Origin of the sequence: Pseudomonas frederiksbergensis, assembly GCF_001952935.1 — a bacterium.
Classification (GTDB): domain Bacteria; phylum Pseudomonadota; class Gammaproteobacteria; order Pseudomonadales; family Pseudomonadaceae; genus Aquipseudomonas; species Aquipseudomonas frederiksbergensis.
On sequence record NZ_CP018319.1, the window covers coordinates 1063447 to 1083638 of the forward strand.

At 60.9% G+C, this 20192-nt stretch carries 18 protein-coding genes; 8 read left to right on the top strand and 10 right to left on the bottom strand.

Features of this window, described 5'->3' with window-relative positions:
* The first annotated feature begins 14 nt into the window (after nucleotides 1–14).
* From PFAS1_RS05225 to PFAS1_RS05245, 4 genes are all read left to right on the top strand, one after another.
* The gene (locus PFAS1_RS05225) at nucleotides 15–1781 is read left to right on the top strand and encodes a sensor histidine kinase (RefSeq protein WP_198044953.1); all 1767 of its coding nucleotides are present in this window, start codon (nucleotides 15–17) and stop codon (nucleotides 1779–1781) included.
* Entirely contained in the window at nucleotides 1775–3106 is a 1332-nt protein-coding gene (locus PFAS1_RS05230) for a sigma-54-dependent transcriptional regulator (protein ID WP_076028430.1), read from the top strand. Before PFAS1_RS05225 ends, PFAS1_RS05230 begins: the two co-directional genes overlap by 7 nt.
* Nucleotides 3107–3387: 281 nt before the next feature.
* A complete protein-coding gene (locus tag PFAS1_RS05235; RefSeq protein WP_074879592.1) occupies nucleotides 3388–4707 on the top strand; it encodes an MFS transporter in 1320 nt (439 codons plus the stop codon).
* Nucleotides 4708–4966: 259 nt separating this feature from the next.
* Entirely contained in the window at nucleotides 4967–5596 is a 630-nt protein-coding gene (locus PFAS1_RS05245) for a flavin reductase family protein (protein WP_076028432.1), read from the top strand.
* On the opposite strand, the gene PFAS1_RS05250 is transcribed toward PFAS1_RS05245, so the two are convergent.
* Complete coding sequence (locus PFAS1_RS05250; protein WP_033057544.1) at nucleotides 5597–5827, bottom strand: hypothetical protein; 231 nt, start codon at nucleotides 5825–5827, stop codon at nucleotides 5597–5599.
* A 41-nt stretch (nucleotides 5828–5868) separates the two neighbouring features.
* Nucleotides 5869–6222, bottom strand: coding sequence for a putative quinol monooxygenase (locus PFAS1_RS05255; protein WP_076028433.1), 354 nt, complete (start codon nucleotides 6220–6222; stop codon nucleotides 5869–5871).
* A 336-nt stretch (nucleotides 6223–6558) separates the two neighbouring features.
* Between PFAS1_RS05255 and PFAS1_RS05260 the strand changes: the two genes are divergently transcribed.
* On the top strand, nucleotides 6559–7488 hold the full coding sequence (locus PFAS1_RS05260; RefSeq protein WP_074879598.1) for an AraC family transcriptional regulator: 930 nt from the start codon (nucleotides 6559–6561) through the stop codon (nucleotides 7486–7488).
* Between the two features lie 141 nt (nucleotides 7489–7629).
* On the opposite strand, the gene PFAS1_RS05265 is transcribed toward PFAS1_RS05260, so the two are convergent.
* The 6 genes from PFAS1_RS05265 to PFAS1_RS05290 all read right to left on the bottom strand — a co-directional run bounded on the left by PFAS1_RS05265 (nucleotide 7630) and on the right by PFAS1_RS05290 (nucleotide 15056).
* Nucleotides 7630–8685 carry an ABC transporter ATP-binding protein gene (locus tag PFAS1_RS05265; RefSeq protein ID WP_074879601.1) on the bottom strand — a complete coding sequence of 352 codons (1056 nt, stop codon included), beginning with the start codon at nucleotides 8683–8685 and terminating at the stop codon, nucleotides 7630–7632.
* A gap of 18 nt (nucleotides 8686–8703) precedes the next feature.
* Nucleotides 8704–9552, bottom strand: a complete 849-nt coding sequence (locus tag PFAS1_RS05270) for an ABC transporter permease (RefSeq protein WP_074879603.1) — start codon at nucleotides 9550–9552, stop codon at nucleotides 8704–8706.
* Entirely contained in the window at nucleotides 9549–10457 is a 909-nt protein-coding gene (locus PFAS1_RS05275; RefSeq protein WP_076028434.1) for an ABC transporter permease, read from the bottom strand. Before PFAS1_RS05275 ends, PFAS1_RS05270 begins: the two co-directional genes overlap by 4 nt.
* A 194-nt stretch (nucleotides 10458–10651) precedes the next feature.
* Entirely contained in the window at nucleotides 10652–11755 is a 1104-nt protein-coding gene (locus PFAS1_RS05280) for an extracellular solute-binding protein (protein WP_076028435.1), read from the bottom strand.
* A 218-nt stretch (nucleotides 11756–11973) separates the two neighbouring features.
* Complete coding sequence (locus PFAS1_RS05285; protein ID WP_076028436.1) at nucleotides 11974–13422, bottom strand: aldehyde dehydrogenase family protein; 1449 nt, start codon at nucleotides 13420–13422, stop codon at nucleotides 11974–11976.
* Complete coding sequence (locus PFAS1_RS05290; RefSeq protein WP_076028437.1) at nucleotides 13419–15056, bottom strand: 5-guanidino-2-oxopentanoate decarboxylase; 1638 nt, start codon at nucleotides 15054–15056, stop codon at nucleotides 13419–13421. Before PFAS1_RS05290 ends, PFAS1_RS05285 begins: the two co-directional genes overlap by 4 nt.
* A 159-nt stretch (nucleotides 15057–15215) precedes the next feature.
* Here PFAS1_RS05290 and PFAS1_RS05295 point away from each other — a divergent pair, with 159 nt between their 5' ends.
* Nucleotides 15216–16097 (top strand): LysR substrate-binding domain-containing protein, encoded by an 882-nt coding sequence (locus PFAS1_RS05295; RefSeq protein ID WP_076028438.1) that lies wholly within the window; start codon nucleotides 15216–15218, stop codon nucleotides 16095–16097.
* A gap of 694 nt (nucleotides 16098–16791) precedes the next feature.
* Here PFAS1_RS05295 and PFAS1_RS05305 read toward each other — a convergent pair.
* A complete protein-coding gene (locus PFAS1_RS05305) occupies nucleotides 16792–17673 on the bottom strand; it encodes an MBL fold metallo-hydrolase (protein ID WP_076028440.1) in 882 nt (293 codons plus the stop codon).
* Nucleotides 17674–17787: 114 nt separating this feature from the next.
* Here PFAS1_RS05305 and PFAS1_RS05310 point away from each other — a divergent pair, with 114 nt between their 5' ends.
* Together PFAS1_RS05310 and PFAS1_RS29415 are read left to right on the top strand one after the other, a co-directional pair.
* On the top strand, nucleotides 17788–18693 hold the full coding sequence (locus PFAS1_RS05310) for a LysR family transcriptional regulator (protein WP_076028441.1): 906 nt from the start codon (nucleotides 17788–17790) through the stop codon (nucleotides 18691–18693).
* 200 nt (nucleotides 18694–18893) lie between these two features.
* Nucleotides 18894–19115: a hypothetical protein gene (locus PFAS1_RS29415; protein WP_156886698.1), complete on the top strand. Its 222-nt coding sequence runs from the start codon at nucleotides 18894–18896 to the stop codon at nucleotides 19113–19115.
* Nucleotides 19116–19138: 23 nt separating this feature from the next.
* On the opposite strand, the gene PFAS1_RS05320 is transcribed toward PFAS1_RS29415, so the two are convergent.
* Complete coding sequence (locus tag PFAS1_RS05320) at nucleotides 19139–20035, bottom strand: helix-turn-helix domain-containing protein (protein WP_076028443.1); 897 nt, start codon at nucleotides 20033–20035, stop codon at nucleotides 19139–19141.
* Nucleotides 20036–20192 lie beyond the last annotated feature (157 nt).

Here is a 20192-nt window from a genome sequence, read left to right on the forward strand (position 1 = left end):
CTGTTTTCTACAGCATGCAGCCGACTTCACGTTTCTTGCGTTTGGTGCTCTACACCCTGGTCATAGCCGCTGGCGCGATTCTCGCCGCCGGTTTTGCCATCCGCCACACCGAACGCCAGGCGCTGGTCGAAGACGCCGCCCGCGCCAATCAGCAGTTGGCGCTCTACGCCAATTCCCTGCACACCCTGATCGACCGCTACCGCGCCCTGCCGGCCGTGCTCGCGCTGGACCCGGAGTTACGCGCCGCGCTCAAGGGTTCCGTATCCGCTGAACAGCAGGACGCACTGAACCGCAAACTGGAAAAGATCAACGGCGCGGCGCAATCCTCGACCCTGGAACTGCTCGACCGCACCGGTCTGGCAGTGGCCGCCAGCAATTGGCGCTTGCCCAGCAGTTACGTCGGTCACAACTATGGCTTTCGCCCCTATTTCAGCCAAACACGCACCCTGGGCACCGGGCGCTTTTACGCGGTGGGCGTGACCAGCGGGATTCCCGGTTACTTCCTGTCCAGCGCAGTCACCGGCGACGACGGCCAGTTCCTCGGCGCGATGGTGGTGAAACTCGAATTTCCGGAACTGGAGCGCGAGTGGCGCCAGGGCAGCGACACGCTGCTGGTCAGCGATGCACGCGGGATTGTTTTTATCGCCAACCAGCCGGGCTGGCGCTATCGCCTGTTGAAACCGCTGAGTGACAGCGATCACGCCGAACTCAAGGCCACCCGCCAATACGACAAACAACCGCTGACACCGCTCGAATATCAATCGGTGCGGCGCTTCGATGACAACAGTGACCTGACGCGGGTCGTGGGGCCTGGCGGGACGGCCAATTACCTGTGGGAATCGCTGCCGCTGAGCACCGAAGGCTGGACCTTGCACCTGCTGCGTCGCCCGCAAATCGCGTTCGAAGACAGGCGCAACGCCGGGCTCGCCGCCGCCGGGTTGTGGTTGGCCGTGGTGTTTCTGTTGCTGTTTCTCAATCAGCGCTGGCGTCTGGCCAAGCTGCGCCAGCGCAGTCGTGAAGAGCTCGAACAACTGGTGGAAGAACGCACCCGCGACCTGCGCACCGCCCAGGACGGTCTGGTGCAGTCGGCCAAACTCGCCGCGCTGGGCCAGATGTCTGCCGCGCTGGCTCATGAAATCAACCAGCCGCTGACTGCCCAGCGCATGCAGCTTGCCACGCTGAGGCTGCTGCTCGATCACGGTCGGGTCGACGACGCTTACAAGGCGCTCAAACCGGTGGATGACATGCTGACGCGCATGGCCGCGCTCACCGGCCACCTGAAAACCTTCGCCCGCAAAAGCCCCAGCGGCCTGCGTGAGCGCCTGGATTTGGCGGCGGTGGTCGATCAATCCTTGCAGTTGCTGGATGCGCGCCTGCGGGACGAGCACATCAGCACCGTGCTGCACCTGACGCGCCCGGCCTGGGTGCGTGGCGATGCGATTCGCCTGGAACAAGTGCTGATCAATTTGCTGCGCAACGCCCTGGACGCCATGCAGGACAAACCGTGCAAACGCCTGGAAATCCGTCTCGAAGCCGACGAACAACTCTGGCGCCTGACAGTTTCTGACAATGGTGGTGGCATTGCCGAAGAGCACTTGGCCAACGTGTTCGATCCGTTCTTCACCACCAAACCGGTGGGTGATGGCCTGGGCCTCGGGCTGGCCGTATCCTTTGCCATCGTTCACGAATCGGGCGGACGCCTGAGCGCTGACAATCATGCCAACGGCGCGGTGTTCACCGTGACCTTGCCTATCGACCTGGAGGCCCCTGGCTCATGCTGAATTCCGTGATGGTGGTCGACGACGAAAGCAGTATTCGCAGTGCCGTCGAACAATGGCTGAGCCTGTCGGGGTTCGAGGTGCAGTTGTTCAGCCGCGCCGATGAGTGCCTGGCGCAGCTGCCCAAGCATTTCCCCGGGGTGATCCTCAGCGATGTGCGCATGCCTGGCATGACCGGCCTGGAACTGCTGGCCGAGGTTCAGCGCCGCGATGCCGACTTGCCGGTGATTCTGCTGACCGGCCACGGCGATGTGCCGATGGCGGTCGAAGCGATGCGCGATGGCGCCTACGACTTCCTGGAAAAACCCTTCAGCCCCGAAACCCTGCTCGGCAGTCTGCGCCGTGCGCTGGACAAGCGGCGGCTGGTGCTGGAAAACCGCGCCCTGCATGAGCAGGCGGACAACCGCGCCAAACTCGATGCGACGTTGCTGGGCGTGTCCCGTGGGTTGCAGACGCTGCGTCGGCAAGTGCTGGACCTGGCGTCGCTGCCGGTCAATGTGTTGATTCGCGGTGAAACCGGCAGCGGCAAGGAATTGGTTGCCCGGTGCCTGCACGACTTCGGTCCGCGTGCCGACAAACCGTTTGTGGCATTGAACTGTGCGGCGATCCCCGAGCAGTTGTTCGAGGCCGAGCTGTTCGGTCACGAGAGCGGCGCATTCACCGGCGCTTCGGGCAAACGCATCGGCAAGCTCGAATACGCCGATGGCGGCACGCTGTTTCTCGATGAAATCGAAAGCATGCCGCTGGCCCAGCAGGTGAAATTGCTGCGGGTGTTGCAGGAGCAGAAGCTGGAGCGGTTGGGCTCGAACCAGAGCATCCGCGTGGATTTGCGGATCATCACCGCAACCAAACCCGACTTGCTCGACGAAGCCCGGGCCGGACGCTTTCGCGAAGACCTGGCCTATCGGTTGAACGTGGCCGAGTTGCGGCTGCCGCCGTTGCGCGAGCGGCGTGAAGACATTCCGTTGTTGTTCGAGTCGTTCGCGCAAAATGCCGCCGAACGGTTGGGGCGCACGTTTCCACCGCTGAGCGGCCCACAGTTGAGCCACCTGCTGAGCCACGACTGGCCGGGCAATGTGCGCGAATTGGCGAACGTCGCTGAGCGACAAGTGTTGGGCCTGGGCGAGCCGGAACCGGCGGGGATCGACCCCGGCCAGTCACTGGCGGCGCAGCAAGAAGCCTTCGAAGCGCATTGCTTGCGCGCGGCACTGACCCGGCATAAGGGCGACGTGAAAGCGGTGCTTGAAGAGCTGCAACTGCCGCGCCGGACGTTCAATGAAAAGATGCAGCGCCACGGCCTGACCCGCGAGATGTTCCTGCAAGACTGATCGTTCCCACGCTCCGCGTGGGAATGCAGCCCGGGACGCTCCGCGTCCCATGTAGAGCCGAACGCGGAGCGTCCGTTGAGGCATTCCCACGCAGAGCGTGGGAACGATCAGGTTCGGCGTAAATCCGCTTGTCACCCAACGCTCCATAAGCGGATTTCCGCTCACTCAAGCTGAAAACCCCCTCTAAACCGGCCCTCCTCCCTTTGGCACATCTCCTGCTATAGCCCCAGCAGGCTGCGTTTCAACGCGCTCCACAAAAACAATTAAACGAGGATCCTTCAATGGATAACTCCAACACCCTGCCCCTTGGTTCGGCTGCCCTGCCGGCCAAAGAAAGAACCACTGCCAGTCGCATCAAATCGATCTTCAGCGGCTCTGTCGGCAACATGGTCGAGTGGTACGACTGGTACGTCTACGCCGCCTTCTCCCTGTACTTTGCCAAGGCCTTTTTCCCCAAAGGCGACACCACCGCGCAACTGCTGAACACCGCCGCGATCTTCGCCGTGGGCTTCCTGATGCGCCCGATCGGTGGCTGGTTGATGGGCCTCTACGCCGACAAGGCCGGTCGCAAGAAAGCACTGATGGCTTCGGTGTATCTGATGTGTTTCGGCTCGCTGCTGATCGCCCTGAGCCCTGGTTATGAAACCATCGGCATTGGCGCACCGATCCTGCTGATTTTCGCTCGCCTGCTGCAAGGCCTGTCGGTCGGTGGCGAGTACGGCACCTCGGCAACGTACCTCAGCGAGATGGCCACCAAGGATCGTCGCGGCTTCTACTCCAGCTTCCAGTACGTGACCCTGATCTCCGGCCAGCTCATCGCGTTGGCGGTGCTGATCGTGCTGCAACAGACCCTGACCACTGAAGAACTGTACGCCTGGGGCTGGCGCATCCCGTTCGCCATCGGCGCGCTGTGTGCCGTGGTCGCGCTGTACCTGCGTCGTGGCATGGAAGAAACCGAGTCGTTCACCAAGAAAGAGAAGGCCAAGGAAAGCGCAATGCGCACCTTGATGCGCCATCCGAAGGAACTGATGACCGTGGTCGGCCTGACCATGGGCGGCACCCTGGCGTTCTACACCTACACCACGTACATGCAGAAATACCTGGTGAACACCGTCGGCATGAGCATCTCCGACTCCACCACTATTTCGGCTGCCACGCTGTTCCTGTTCATGTGCCTGCAACCACTCGTTGGCGGACTCTCGGATAAAGTCGGTCGCCGGCCAATCCTGATTGCCTTCGGTATCCTCGGGACGCTGTTCACCGTGCCGATCCTGACCACCCTGCACACCGTGCAGACCTGGTGGGGCGCGTTCTTCCTGATCATGGCGGCGCTGATCATCGTCAGCGGCTACACCTCGATCAACGCGGTGGTCAAAGCCGAACTGTTCCCGACCGAAATCCGCGCGCTGGGCGTCGGCCTGCCGTACGCGCTGACCGTGTCGATCTTCGGTGGCACCGCTGAATACATCGCACTGTGGTTCAAGAGCATTGGCATGGAAACCGGTTACTACTGGTATGTCACGGCGTGCATCGCGGTGTCGTTGCTGGTGTACATCACCATGAAAGACACCCGCAAGCACTCGCGGATCGAGACGGACTGATCCCGCCCGCGCAATAAAAACAGGGGCAGACCTTAACGGGTCTGCCCCTTTTTATTTGCCTCAACCCTAACCCTGTGGGAGCGGGCTTGCTCGCGAAAGCGGTTTAACAGGCAACGTATTTGTTGGATGTGACACCGCTTTCGCGAGCAAGCCCGCTCCCACAGGGTTCTGGGTCGATCCCGGATTTGGATCTCCTGCTGGAAATTATCGGCTCGTCCTTGCACCATGGCGTCTCCCGAGAGCTCCTGGAATTTACGCCATGCCCGACGACATCCACTACTACGAACCCGCCAACGGCCACGGCCTGCCGCATGACCCGTTCAATGCCATCGTCGGTCCGCGCCCCATTGGCTGGATTTCCTCCCAGGATACCGATGGCCGCCTGAACCTGGCGCCTTACAGTTTCTTCAACGCCTTCAACTACATTCCGCCGATCATTGGTTTTTCCAGTGTCGGGCGCAAAGACAGCCTGAACAACATCGAGCGCACCGGCGAGTTCGCCTGGAACCTGGCGACCCGTCCGCTGGCCGAGCAGATGAACCAGAGCTGCGCCATGGTCGGGCCTGAGGTCAACGAGTTCGAACTGTCCGGACTGACCCCGGCAGCGTCGAAAATCATCCAGGTGCCGCGCGTCGCCGAAAGCCCGGTGTCCTTCGAGTGCAAGGTCACGCAGATCGTTCAGTTGCAGCGGGCCGATGGCAACGTGGTGCCGAGCTGGCTGATTCTCGGCGAAGTGGTCGCCGTGCATATCGCCAAGTGGCTGTTGAAGGATGGGGTGTACGACACCGCCGCGGCAGAACCGATTCTGCGCGGCGGCGGGCCAGCGGATTATTTCCAGCTGGGGCCTGAGGCATTGTTCAAGATGTATCGCCCGGGGGCGGTCAAGTAATTACCAGATCAGGTCGCCGTCTTCGCTGACATCTTTGAGGTGGGTCAGTTGCAGCGCGGCGGCTTCATCGGCCTCGCGGGCAGTTTTGAAGGTCTGCTCTTCGAGCAGCTTGTGAAAGCGCGGTGCACCCGAACCACCGATGGCCTTGGTGGCAATCGCGGCGTTATAACCGCCTTCACGGGGTACTACGGCCGATACGGCTTCGAAGGTTTCAAAGGCTTTGCGTGCCATGTCGCGGATCCTGCTGAATGGGAAATTGAGCCATTAAACCCTCAACCCGCCATTTTGTGTACCCATGACTGGGACTGCCCCAGCGCCTGGGCGGCCGACACATCCTTGAAGGTATGAAAATCCAGGCTGTTAACCACCAGGTCTTGCACCAATTCGGCAAAAACCTGCATGGCCGGGGTGCTGAAATAAGCGGTCATGGCTTGCTGGTTCATCCAGAAACCGGACACCAGCCACAATTCCGGATCGCACTGCGATTGTTGCAGGGCAAAACTCAGGCAACCCGGTGCGCTGCGGGACGGCTCGATCAAGGCACTGAGGCGCGCACCGAGTTCCGCCGAACGCCCGGCGCGGGCGCGGACAAAGGCCATATGACTGACGGGGATCTGCGTAGACATGTTCAACCCTCCCAGGTACTCGAGTGGCAGCCGTGGGACGGGCTGCGACAGGATCCAAGGTTAAGCGCGCCGGTGGAAGCGCGGTTAGTCGATTCCTGCCGGCTTGTTGCACAATCCTGCGAAGCTGCACCCCCGCACCTGTAACAACGTGTAAATCCTGTCACAGGACTGAAACAAGGCTTTCAAGCAAGTTTTCTTGGGGTTGCCCTGTCATAGAGGTGACGTCAATTCACTCCGTGCAGAATCAGGCAAGGTTGAGGCAGGATGTGTCTACCGCTTCGTCTTGCACAAACTTAAGCTCACCTCATTACCAACGCCCCACCGAGGATGCCTTGCATGTCGTCGCTCGATCATTTTCAAGCCCCGCTGGACACCGACATGGAGAAACAGCGCGCAGAACTGGCCGCTATCATTCGCCGCAACACGACGGACGATGGCACTTATGCGACTGCCGTCGGCTCGCTCTTCATGTCTCGCCATAGCCAGTCCCATGAGTTTGCCCCGGTACTGGCGCAACCCGCGTTGTGCATCATGGCGCAGGGCCGAAAAGAGGTCAGGCTGGCCGATGAATATTTCAACTACGATCCGCTGAACTACCTGGTGGTCTCCGTCTCGATGCCATTGAGCGGACGCGTGGTGAACGTCACGTCTGAAGAACCGATCCTCGCGGTGCGGCTGGATATCGACCCGGCGGAAATCTCCGCTCTGATTGCCGATGCCGGTCCTCTCGGTGTGCCGACCCGGCCAACGGGGCGCGGCTTGTACGTCGAACGGATCGACACCGCGATGCTCGACGCCGTGCTGCGTCTGGCACGTTTGCTGGACGCACCAAAAGACATCGCCATGCTCGCGCCGTTGATTCGCCGGGAGATTCTTTATCGGTTGTTGCGCAGTCAGCAGGGCCATCGGCTGTACGAAATCGCTATCGCCAACAGCCAGAGCCATCGCATCAGCCAGGCGATCAAATGGCTCAACGGCAACTACGAACAGCCGTTGCGCATCGATGATCTGGCGAAGGAAGTGAACCTGAGCGTGTCGACCTTGCATCACCGGTTCAAGGCGATGACGGCGATGAGTCCGTTGCAGTATCAGAAGCAGTTGCGCTTGCAAGAAGCGCGGCGGTTGATGCTGGCCGAAGGCTTGGAGGCTTCGGCGGCGGGGTATCGGGTGGGGTATGAAAGCCCTTCGCAGTTCAGCCGGGAGTACAGCCGATTGTTCGGGGCTCCGCCGTTGCGGGATTTGGCGCGGTTGCGCTTGTCGGTTTGATTCAGTTTTTGTGGTGCTGCGACTTACGCCTTCGCGAGCAAGCCCGCTCCCACATTAGACCGAGTTGTTCATGAGAACGCGGTCAACTGTGGGAGCGGGCTTGCTCGCGAAGAGGCAAGTACAGTCAATCCACCTCTAAAGTCAGGCGCTTAACACTCGGCACGCCTCAGCCGGAAGGGTCACCGACACCGGATTGCCAATGCTCAACCCAAACCCCTGACACGGCGTACTCAACGCCGTAAACGACACCCCGGAACACTCCACGGTCGTTTCAATCGTCGCGCCAATATCACGCACGAACGTCACCTTGCCGAGCAACCGATTCCCCGCCGTCGCCTGCGGATGCGACAGTTGCAGGTCCTCAGGGCGAATCAGCATCTTCACTTTCTCACCGACCACAATGCTGCTGCAGATTGGCACTTGCAGCGCATCGCCACCGGGCAAGCTGACCTTGCCGTTGCCCAGCGCCGTGGCCGGGAAAATGTTTCCTGAACCAATAAAATCCGCGACGAATTCATTGGCCGGATGCCGGTAGATCTCAATCGGCGAGCCCACTTGCTGCACCCGATGTTCCCCCAATACCACGACGATATCGGCCATGGTCATGGCTTCACGCTGGTCGTGGGTCACCATGATGGTGGTGATGTTCAAGCGTTGTTGCAGCTGACGGATTTCCACCTGCATCGATTCACGCAGCTTGGCGTCCAGTGCCGACAGCGGCTCGTCGAGCAAGAGGATTTTCGGACGGCTGGCAATCGCCCGGGCAATCGCCACGCGCTGGCGTTGACCGCCAGAGAGTTTCGACACCGGACGGTCGATCATTTCCTGCAACTGAATCAGTTGCAGCAACTCCGCCACCCGCGCCTGCTGATCAGCCTTGCTGACGCCACGCAGTTTCAGCGGGTAGGCGATGTTCTCCCCCACCGTCATGTGCGGGAACAGCGCCAGGGATTGAAACACCATGCCGAAATTACGTTGATGCGCCGGGGTGTGGCCGATGTCTTCACCGTCCAGGCGGATCTCGCCGCCGCTCAGGGTTTCGAGCCCTGCGATCATTCGCAGCAAGGTGGTTTTGCCGCAGCCCGACGGGCCGAGAAAACACACCAGCTTGCCCTCGGGCAAATGCAGGTTTACATCCTTTACCGCGCAGGCCGAGCCGTAATGTTTCTCGACGTTTTCCAGAATCAGACCAGTCATTTGAATCACCTCAAGAAATCAGAACGAAACGCCGCCTTCGCCAACCAACTTTTCCAGCGCCCAGATGAGCACGAAGTCGATCAGCACGATCAGCACGGCAAACGAGAATACGGTGGGGTCGAGCGAAGACACGGTGCGGCTGTACATCCAGATCGGCACGGTCATGACGTCGATGGTGTAGAGGAAATAGGTCACGGTGAATTCGTTGAACGAGACGATGAACGCCAGCAGCATCCCCGCCAGAATTCCCGACTTCATCAACGGCACCACCACATCGATAATCGCCCGGGTCGGTGAAGCGCCCAGCATCTGCGCGGCTTCTTCGACTTCGCTGCCGATGGAGAGCATCGCCGCGGTGCAGTTTTTCACCACGAACGGCAGCGCCAGGATCACGTGGGCAATCACCAGCCGCGAGGTCGTGATGTGGAACGGCAGACTGTCGAACACCAGCAATAACGCCAGCCCCAACACCACCATCGGGAACACCAATGGCAGCGACATCAGTTGCAGCGCCACGGCTTTGCCGCGGAATTCACAACGGGTCAGGGCATAGGCTGCCGGCACCGCGATAATCGTCGCGAAGATCATGGTCAGGCACGCCACCATCAGGCTGGTGGTCATGGCTTTGCCCAGGCTCAGCACATCGCTGGAATCTGGCGACACGAAGGTGTTCCAGGCGGCCTCGTACCATTGCAGGCTGTAGCTGCTCGGCGGGAAATCGAGGTTCGATGCACCGCTGAACGACATGACGATCATGGTCAGGATCGGCAACACCGCCAGCAGCAGGATGAAGCCCGAGAGGATGCCGGCAAACTTGCCGGTCTCGCCGGGCAGCAGTCCATAACGCTTTTTGATCAGGGTGCTCATTGGGAAGCCTCCAGCATGCGCCGACGACGGCCAGTGATGTATTCGGACAAAGTCATGATCGCGAGCGTGGTGACAATCAGCACCACACCGGCAGCGGAGGCCGCGGGCCAGTTCATCAGCGGGGCGATCTGGTCATGGACCATCACGGCCAGCATCGGCACGCGTCGGCCGCCGAGCAGCAAGGGCACCACGAAGCTGCTGGCGTTGTAGGCGAATACCAATGTCGCACCCGTGATGATCCCCGGCATGCTCATCGGCAGCACCACTTGGCGGAACACCTGAAAACGGCTGGCGCCCAGGGTGGCGGCGGCCTCTTCATAGGTCCGGGCGACGCCGCGCATGGCGCTGGCAATCGGCAGCACGGCCAGCGGGAACGCGGTTTGCACCAGGCCCATCAACACGCCGTTCTGGTTGTAGAGCAGCATGATCGGACGCTTGATCAGGCCCAGGCCCATCAGCGCCTGATTGAGCATCCCGCCCGGGCCGAGAATCACCAGCCAGCCGTAGCTTTGCAGCAGCAGGTTGACCAGCAATGGCAGCAGCACCGCAGCGAGGAAGATCCGCCGCACGAAGGGCGAGGTCAGCCGCGACATGGTGTAGGCCACCGGGATCGCCAGCACCACGGCGATCACTGCGCTGATCAGCGCCAGACGCAGGGTCAGCAGCAAGGATTTGAGGTAATACGGTTCCAGCAATTGGGCGTAACTGGCCAGGCTGAACCCGGTCCATTCCGCGCCTTTGGTGCCCACGCTCATGCGCAGTACCAGCAGGCTGGCGGCGATCAATACGCCCAGAAACAGCATCGACGGCGAAAGGAAAAACCAGGCACGCGTCGTCGGCGAAACACCCCGATTGGCGCGCACGGTAGCGGCGACGACCGGATGGGTCAGAGGTTGGTGTTCCATAGCAAGGGTCTCGTCAATGGAAAGCAGCTGACAAACACAAGACCTGAGGCAACGACGGTCTAATGTGGGAGCGGGCTTGCTCGCGAAGAGGCCATGTCAGTCGACATCAATGTTGAATGTCACACCGCATTCGCGAGCAAGCCCGCTCCCACATTTGATTTGTGGTGCTCTCAGGGCCTGTGGTCGTCACTCGATCAGGAAGAAAAGATTTCCGTGTAACGACGAATCCATTGGTCATGCACGGAGGCCAGGAAGGCGTTGTCGTGCATGATCGCCTTCTCGGCAATCTGCTCCGGCGTGAGGATGTACGGGCTCTTGCGGGCTTCGGCGGAGATGATCGCCTTGGCGTTGACCGGACCGTTGTAGATGTCCTCAGCCATCTTGCCCTGCACCAGTGGGTCCAGGGAGTGGTTGATAAAGGCGTAGGCCAGGTCGATATCGCCCGGACGGCTTTTCGGCATGACCGAGAGCATCAGGTCGGTGTAGAAACCTTCCTTCATGCCAAAGGTGGCGCCCAGGCCGTAAGCCGGGTCGCGGATCTGTTTCGGGAAGAACGCCGGCGCGTACAAGCCACCCATGTCCAGCGAACCGGTGCGGAACAGTTCGGCGATCTGGTTCGGGTTTTCACCCAGGGTCACGACGCGATCTTTGAGCTCGGCGAGCTTCTTGAAGCCCGGCTCGATGTTGTGTTCGTCACCACCGGCCAATTTGGCGGCGATGATGATCAGGTCCATGGCCTCGGTCCAGTTTGGCGGCGGCAGGAAGATGTTCGGCGACAGCTCCGCGTCCCACAGGGCTGCGTAGCTGTCCGGCGCTTCCTTGATGGTGCGGGTGCTGTAGACGAGGCTGTTGCACCACAGCAGGTAACCGATGCCGTGACCGTTGGCGCCGGTGCGGTATTTCTCCGGTACGTCGATCAGGTTGGGAATGCGGTTGAGGTCGGGTTTTTCCAGCAGGTTGGCGGCGGCCAGACCTTCGGCGCCGACGCCTGCCAGGGTGATGATGTCGTACTGCGGACGATCACCGCCGGCCTTGAGTTTGGCGACCATTTCCGAGGTGCTGCCGGTGCGGTCGGCGATGACTTTGCAGCCGTACTTGCCTTCGAAGGTCGCGGCGATATTGCGCAGGGCTGCCAAACCGGTGTCATCGGACCAGGTCAGCAAGCGCAGGGTTTTGCCCTGGAAGCGTGTGTCGCTGGCATTGGCCTTGATGAACGGCATGCTCATGGCGGCCGCTGCCACCGAGGCTACGCCTACGGTCTTGATGAATTGACGTCTGTTCAGATCATGTTCGCCCATTACGGACTCCCTTTGTTTTTGTAGGTATAAGGCAGGTCGAAACTGTTGCATCCGCGCGACCGATTCAGCATTTAGCCCCCGTATTTTCGGGGGTTTGGCTGAGCCAGCGAGTTCATCCTGAGGTCGTGTAAAACACCTGACTATCGATAAAAACTCATCGAAGCCATGACGCCAGTGCATGCCTCATCACGAGGCATGCGCTCACCTTTTTCGTGCCGTCAGACAGCCCGAATCACGTGTTTGATTTCCTGGAAAGCCTGCAAGCCCCACGGCCCCAATTCGCGACCGATGCTGCTCTGTTTGTAGCCACCCCATGCGGTCTGCGGGAAGATCACTTGCGGGGCGTTGATCCACACAAGCCCCGCCTGCAAAGCGTTGGCGACCCGATCGGCCGCTTCGGCATCGCGCGTGACCACACTGGCCACCAGGCCGAACTGGCTGTCGTTGGCCAGGGCAATCGCCTCGGCTTCGCTGGCAAAACTGCGCACGCAGATCACCGGGCCGAAGATCTCTTCGCACCACAGCGCACTGCCTGAGGGCACATCGGTGAAAATCGTCGGCTGTAAAAAATAACCGCGCGGCAGGTCTGCCGGACGATTGCCGCCGCAAACCAGTTTGGCGCCGGCACTCAAACCGCGATCGATGTGACCGAGCACGCGTTGGTATTGCGCCTGATTGACCAGTGCGCCCATTTCCACGTTCGGGTCGAACGGGTCGGCCACGCGAATGGCTTCGGCGCGGGCCTTCAAACGGATGAGGAATTCGTCCGCCAGTTCATCGGCGATCAGCACGCGGCTGGTGGCCGAACACATCTGCCCGGCGTTGAAGAAACCGCCACCACAGGCCACTTCCACGGCCAGCTCGATGTCCGCGTCCTTGAGCACCAGCAGCGAGGATTTGCCGCCCAGTTCCAGGCTCACGCCCTTCACGGTTTCTGCGGCACGTTGCATGACTTGAACACCGACCGCGTTGCTGCCGGTGAAGGAGATCTTGGCGATGCGCGGATCCGCCGACAGCGGCGCGCCGACGGCCAGGCCGGTGCCGCAAACCAGATTGAACACGCCGTTTGGCAGACCGGCCTCGGCGATGATCGTCGCCAGTTCCAGCTCCGGCAGTGGCGTCACTTCGGACGGCTTGAGCACCACGCAGCAACCGGCGGCCAGGGCCGGGGCGAGTTTCCAGGCGGTGGTGACCATCGGGAAATTCCACGGCACGATCAGGCCGACCACACCGCACGGCTCACGGCGCAGCCGAGCGCTGAAGTCGTCGGTTGGCAGCTCGACGTTGCTGTCTTGCTTGGCATCGAGGCCTTCGGCCAGTTCGGCGTAATACTCGAAGGTGGCGATCACGTCGTCGACGTCGATGGCCGCTTCGAACAGTGGTTTGCCGTTGTTGCTCGACTGCAATTTCATCAATTGCTCACGACCGGCCTGCACACCCGCGGCGATTCTGCGCAGGATCGCCCCGCGCTCGGCGCCAGTGGTTGTCGACCATTCCTTGAACGCATTGGTTGCGGCAGTAACGGCTTGCTCGACCGCGCGTTCATCGCCGCCATTCACGGTGGTCAACAGGGCTTCGGTCGCCGGGTTGATCACGCGCAAATGTTCGTTGCCGGCGGACCATTGGCCGTTGATGTACAGGCCATCAAGAGTGGTTGGAAAACTCATTTCGACACCGCCTTCATCCACTGGGTCTGATCGATTTCAATCAGGGTCGGACCCTGGCGATCGGTGGCGGCGCGCAGTGCGCTACGCAGTTGCTCGACACCGCAGACGGCTTCGGCGGCACAGCCCAGCGCCTTGGCCACGCCGATGAAGTCCGGGGTGTAGATGTCCACGCCGACCGGCTCGATGGCGCGGTTGACCATGTATTTCTTGATCTCTTCGTAGCCCTGGTTATTCCACAGCAGGACGATCACCGGGGTGCGCGCTTCAACGGCGCTGGCCAGTTCCGGCAGGGTAAATTGCAGGCCGCCGTCGCCGATCAGGCACACCACTGGAGGACGTGCGCCGTTTTCAACGTTGCCGCCGAGCCAGGCGCCAATCGCTGCCGGCAAGGCGTAACCGAGGGTGCCGTAACCGGTGGACGAATTGAACCAGCGACGCGGGCGTTCCGGGTTGAATGTGAGGTTGCCGGTGTACACCGGTTGGGTCGAATCGCCGACGAAGACTGCGTTTGGCAGTTCGTGCAAGACGGTTTCCAGGAAGCGAGTCTGAGCCAGCGTCGGGGCATCCCAGGATGCGGCCAATTCATCGCGCAAACGCGCAGCTCGCACCTGGCCCCAATCGTTGCGGCGCTCGGCCAGCGAGTGGTGGGACAGTTCGCTCAGCAAGGCTTGGGCGGCGTTGCGCGAGTCGGCTACCAACGCAACTTTCGGCGGGTAGTTGCGTACGGTCTGGTCGGGGTCGATGTCCACACGCAGCAGCACGCCAGGAATCTCGAAACCACCGGCGAAGGTGATGTCGTAATCGGTTTCGGCCAATTCGGTGCCGATCGCCAGCACCACGTCAGCTTCAGCCACCAAAGCGCGAGTCGCGACCAGGCTTTGGGTCGAGCCGATCAGCAACGGGTGATTGGATTCGAGCATGCCTTTGGCGTTGATGGTCAGGGCCACCGGGGCGTCCAGCCGTTCGGCCAGTTCAGTCAACTCGGCGGCGGCATCGATGGCGCCGCCACCGGCGAGAATCAGTGGGCGCTTGGCACCGGCCAGCAGCGCGGTCATGCGACTGATCGCGCTCGGCGAGGCACCGGCGCGGTCGATGTTCACGGGTACGCTGGCGAGCAGGTCATCGGCCTCTTCGACCAGCACGTCCAACGGAATTTCGATATGCACCGGGCGCGGACGGCCGGCCTGGAACAGCGCAAAAGCGCGCGCCAGGACGCCCGGCAATTCAGCCGCCGACATCAAGGTGTGGGAGAACGCCGCCACGCCGCCGACCAATGCGCTCTGGTTCGGCAGCTCGTGCAGCTTGCCGCGACCGCCGCCCAACTGGCTGCGCGATTGCACGCTGGAGATCACCAGCATCGGGATCGAGTCGGCGTAAGCCTGGCCCATGGCGGTGGTGATGTTGGTCATGCCTGGGCCGGTGATGATGAAGCACACACCCGGTTTGCCGCTGGTGCGAGCGTAACCGTCGGCCATGAAACCGGCGCCCTGTTCGTGCCGCGGAGTGACGTGGTTGATGCTCGAACGGGCCAGCCCGCGATACAGCTCCACGGTGTGAACCCCGGGAATGCCGAACACCTGCTCGACCCCGTAATCTTCGAGTAACTTGACCAATACTTCGCCGCACGTCGCCATGTCTTTGCCCTTCTTGTTCGTTTGAGACGCCGGACCTGCGCAGTGTTTATGATGGGTCGGCAAGTCCAGGGATGGCCTCATTGGAACGGGCGACACGTAGCCGCAACAATGGATAAAAAGTCATACTAGCCATGTCCTCACGTCATACCTTGGATCCCAATGAAACGACTGCCTCCCCTGCCGGCGCTGCACACTTTTCTGATCACCGCGCAGTGCTGCAACTTCACCCGGGCCGCCGAACAGCTGCACATCACCCAAGGCGCGGTGAGCCGGCAGATCGCCGGGCTGGAAGATCACCTGGGTTATGAACTATTCATTCGCCAGGCGCGTGGCTTGAGCCTGACCGCCGAAGGACGGGAATGGCTGCCACGGGTGCAGCAGGTTTTCGGCCTGATCGACGAGGCCGTGGAGCAGATCGGCGAGAAGCGCGAAACCCTGCAACTCAAGGCCCCGACGTGTGTCATGCGCTGGCTGCTTCCACGGCTGGTGCAGTGGCAACGGGAGCGCCCGGATGTGCCGGTGGAACTGACCACCACGGTCAAGCACGGCGTGGATTTTCATCGCGAGCAGTTCGATGCCGCGGTGATGTACGGCGCACCGCCGGACAGCGCGCTGGCCTCTTTTCATTTGTTCGATGAGCAACTGACACCGGTCTGCTCCCAACCTCTGCTGGAAGGTCCAGTGCCGCTGATGACGCCGCAGGATCTGGAGCAGCACATGTTGCTGCACCCGACCCGGGATGAACGGGACTGGAAAGCCTGGCTGGCCACTGCGGATATTCGCTTGAGCAATGTCGGCAAGGGTCAGCATTTCGAAACGCTGGACCTGGCGATGTCGATGGCGTCCCAAGGAACAGGCGTGGCGATTGGGGATTGGTCGTTGATCGGCGATGATTTGAGTGCCGGGAGGCTGGTCATGCCATTTGAATTGAAGGTGAAGACCGGGCTCGCGTATTACCTGGTTTTCCCCGAGAAACCCGGACCTTCTCCGAAGTTGCGCGAATTGATGGGATGGTTGGTGGAGCAAGCTCAATCGCGGTGATTGATGATCGTTCCCACGCTCCGCGTGGGAATGCAGCCCGGGATGCTCCGCGTCCCTTCCAGAGCCGAACGCAGAGCGTCCGTTGAGGCATTCCCACGCAGAGCGTGGGAACGATCTGTGGACTCAATACCCGACTGTGAACCGCCGCCGAGAATGCCTCGGCGCTTCCACTTCATCGATCATCGCCATCTGATCGTTCCCACGCTCCGCGTGGGAATGCAGCCCGGGACGCTCCGCGTCCCTTCCAAAGCCGAACGCGGAGCGTCCGTTGAGGCATTCCACGCAGAGCGTGGGAACGATCTGTGGACTCAATACCCGACTGTGAACCGCCGCCGAGAATGCTTCGGCGCTTCCACTTCATCGATCATCGCCATCTGATCGTTCCCACGCTCCGCGTGGGAATGCAGCCCGGGACGCTCCGCGTCCCTTCCAGAACCGAACGCAGAGCGTCCGTTGAGGCATTTTCCACGCAGAGCGTGGGAACGATCTGTGAACTCAATACCCGACTGTGAACCGCCGCCGAGAATGCTTCGGCGCTTCCACTTCATCGATCATCGCCATGATCGTTCCCACGCTCCGCGTGGGAATGCAGCCCGGGACGCTCCGCGGCCCTTCCAGAGCCGAACGCAGAGCGTCCGTTGAGGCATTTTCCACGCAGAGCGTGGGAACGATCTGTGCCTGTGAGTGAATCGGGTTACCACTTCATCTCGCCCTTGGCGACTTTCGCGCTCAGTTCAAGCGAGCTTTCTTCACCCAGCGTCGGGTAGCGTTTTTTCATCGCGGCGATTAGTGCAGCAGCGTCTTTGGCCTTGGCGGTTTCTTCGTCGAAGGCCTTGATGTAATCGGCGGTGAACTGCACGGCAGCCAGCGAACGGGCGCTCTCACCGAGGTAATGACCCGGCACGATGGTTATCGGTTTCAGGGTTTCGATGGCGTGCAGCGTGGTCAGCCAATCGGCGTGGGACTGCGGTGTCTGGGTGTCGGCCATCCACACGTGGATGTTTTGCGCGACGACGACACCACCGACCACAGCCTTGATCGACGGAATCCACACGAAGCTGCGATCCGGCTGCTTGCCGTCCAGCCCCACTACCTGCAACTTCTGCCCTTCGAGCATCAGGCTGTCGCCCTTGAGTACATCCGGCACGATGGTTTTGGCCGGTACATCGGCGCCCATTTTCGGCCCCCAGAACGCCAGTTTGCTGTCGACGGTTTTCTGGATGTGGTCCACGGTCGGCTGCGAGGCGAGCACTTTGGCGTTGGGGAATGCGGCAGTCAGGGTGTCGAGGCCGAAGTAGTAATCCGGGTCACCGTGGCTGATGTAGATGGTGGTCAATTGCTTGCCGCTGGCGCGGATCTTTTCGACCACTTGCTCGGCCTGGGATTTGCCAAATTGCGCATCCACCAAAATCGCGTCTTTCTCGCCGCTGACCAACACCGAGGTCACCGGGAAAATCGCCTTGTCGCCCGGGTTGTAGACGTCCAGGGTGAGGGTCGAGGCTGCCGCTGCGTGGGCGGCGAAACCGAGGGTGGCGGTGGCCAGCAAAATACGTTTAAGCGAGGTGAAGCCGATCATCTGTTGCTCCGGTGTCCGAATGCCGTGTTTGGCGATGGGACAGAGCTTAGTTGCATGACTCAGTACAAAAAATGCGATGCTGGAACATAGTTTGTTTCTGAAAGCGGGCAAATCATGGATCGTCTACAAGCAATGCGGGTGTTCGTCACGGTGGTTGACCTGGGCAGCCAGTCGGCCGCCGCCGATCACCTGGACCTGTCTCGGCCAGTAGTCTCGCGCTATCTGGCGGAGCTGGAGGATTGGGTCGGCGCACGCCTGATGCACCGCACCACGCGCAAGTTGAGCCTGACCGCCGCCGGCAGTGAAATCCTGCCTCGATGTCGGCAGATGCTCGATTTGTCCACGGACATGCAAGCCGCCGTCAGCGAACCGGACGAGGCACCGCGCGGGATGCTGCGAATCAGTGTCAGCACTTCGTTCGGTCAGGCACAACTAGCGGATGCCATGGCCGCTTACGTCAAACGTTATCCCGGCGTCAGCATCGACTTGCAGATGCTCGACCGCACGGTAAACCTGGTGGATGAGCGTATCGATCTGGCCATCCGTACCAGCAATGACCTGGACCCGAACCTGATCGCGCGACGGCTGACGGTCTGCCGTTCGGTGATCTGCGCCTCCCCTGCCTATTTGCTCGAACACCCGACACCGCTGCGGGTCGAGGATCTGAGCCAGCACAACTGCCTGACCCATTCCTACTTCGGCAAAAGCCTCTGGCACTTCGAGGAGGACGGTGAGCAAGTGTCAGTGCCGGTGCAGGGCAACATCAGCGCCAACGAAGCCAGCACGTTGTTGCGCGCCGCGATGGCCGGCGCCGGGGTGGCGATGCTCCCCAGTTATCAGGCCGGCGTGCATATTCATAGCGGCGAACTGATCCGCCTGCTGCCCCACGCCGAACCCCGGCAGATGAACGTTTACGCGGTGTATGCCTCACGCAAGCACATGCCGGCGGCGTTGCGCAGCATGCTGGACTTTCTGGTGCTCAGATTCCCCGAAGAACCGGAGTGGGATATCGGCCTGTAACCGGATCGAAAAATGTGGGAGCGAGCAGGCTCGCTCCCACAGAGGGTTGATCGTTCCCACGCTCCGCGTGGGAATGCCTCAAGGGACGCTCCGCGTTCCAGCTCTCGAAAGGGACGCGGAGCGTCCCGGGCTGCATTCCCACGCGGAGCGTGGGAACGATCAGGGAGACCGCGTTGCTGGCATCTCACTGGCGCTGACCTATGCTCAAAGTAGTACCGAAGGGTATTCGTTCAGAGGTCAACGCCATGAACATCAAAACAAGAAGATACCTCGCGATTTTCATCACATGCGCGGCCACGCTCACGCTGTATGGCACCGCGGCCTGGCGCGTCGAGCAGTTGCGACAACAGCCCCGTGAATACGCAAGCTGCAACTTCGAACGCTGCATTCCCCACAACGCGACCCTCAACGCGCTCCGGTAACGAACACGCTGTGGCGAGGGGGTTCAGACCCCGTTGTCCTGATCGGCCTTCAAGCGGTCGCGAAATGCCTTGGGCGAGATCCCCACTCGACGCCGGAACAGGCGCGTGAAGTTGGTCGGATCAGAGAACCCCAATACGTCGGACATTTCATAAATGGTCATGCTGGTGTAGGTCAGCAAACGCTTGGCCTCCAGCAACTGACGTTCGTGCATGATCTGCAACGCCGGTTGTCCCGCCAGCTCACGGCAGGTGCCGTTGAGGTGGGACACGGAAATCCCCAGCCGATGCGCCAGGTCCTCGACCTTGACGTGCTGGCGATAGGTCTCTTCCACCAGTTGGATAAAACCGTTGAGGTATTCCCGGGCACGCTGCGGACGCTGGCTGGCGTTGCGGCGGGAAATCACTTGGCGGCTGACCCACACCATGATCACGCTGACCAGCGAATGCATGAGCATTTCGCGAGCCGGCTGGTGGCCGGTGTATTCGTCTTGCAGCGCTGAAAACAGGCTGTTGAGGTATTCGCCTTGCTCGCCCGCCGGATAGCTTTCGGCCTGGGCCAGTGCGTTCACCGAGTTACCCAATTGCGCCTGAAGATGAGCAACCAGCGGCGCGGCAAGGGTCACGACAAACCCTTCGACGTCCTCGGAAAACCGATAGCCATGCACCGATAACGGCGGCAAAACCAGGATCGCCGGTTCGGTCAGTTGCGTACGTTTGCCTTCGATTTCAAGCTCTGCCTGACCTTTGAATACGAAGAGCAACTGGCACAAGTCGGCATGACGATGGGGTTTTATTTCCCATTGGTGTTCGCGGCTGCGTTTGGAAATGGTTTCACAGTGCAGCAAGTCCGGGGTCGGCCAATCCAGGCTTTCACCGTAGAGCTTGAACACTGGAATCGAAGGTAGGTCAGGCTTGTTCATCACTTCAATCCAGGCCTCAGGGTAGACGGGCGATAATCGCACCGATTGGCAGAATGTACAGGTATCGGCTCAGTTTTCCCCTTCAATTGACAGACCCGCGAGAGAAAAATGCAAGCACTCGATCCATAAAAATAATTCACCGGCCTTGGTCGCGTGA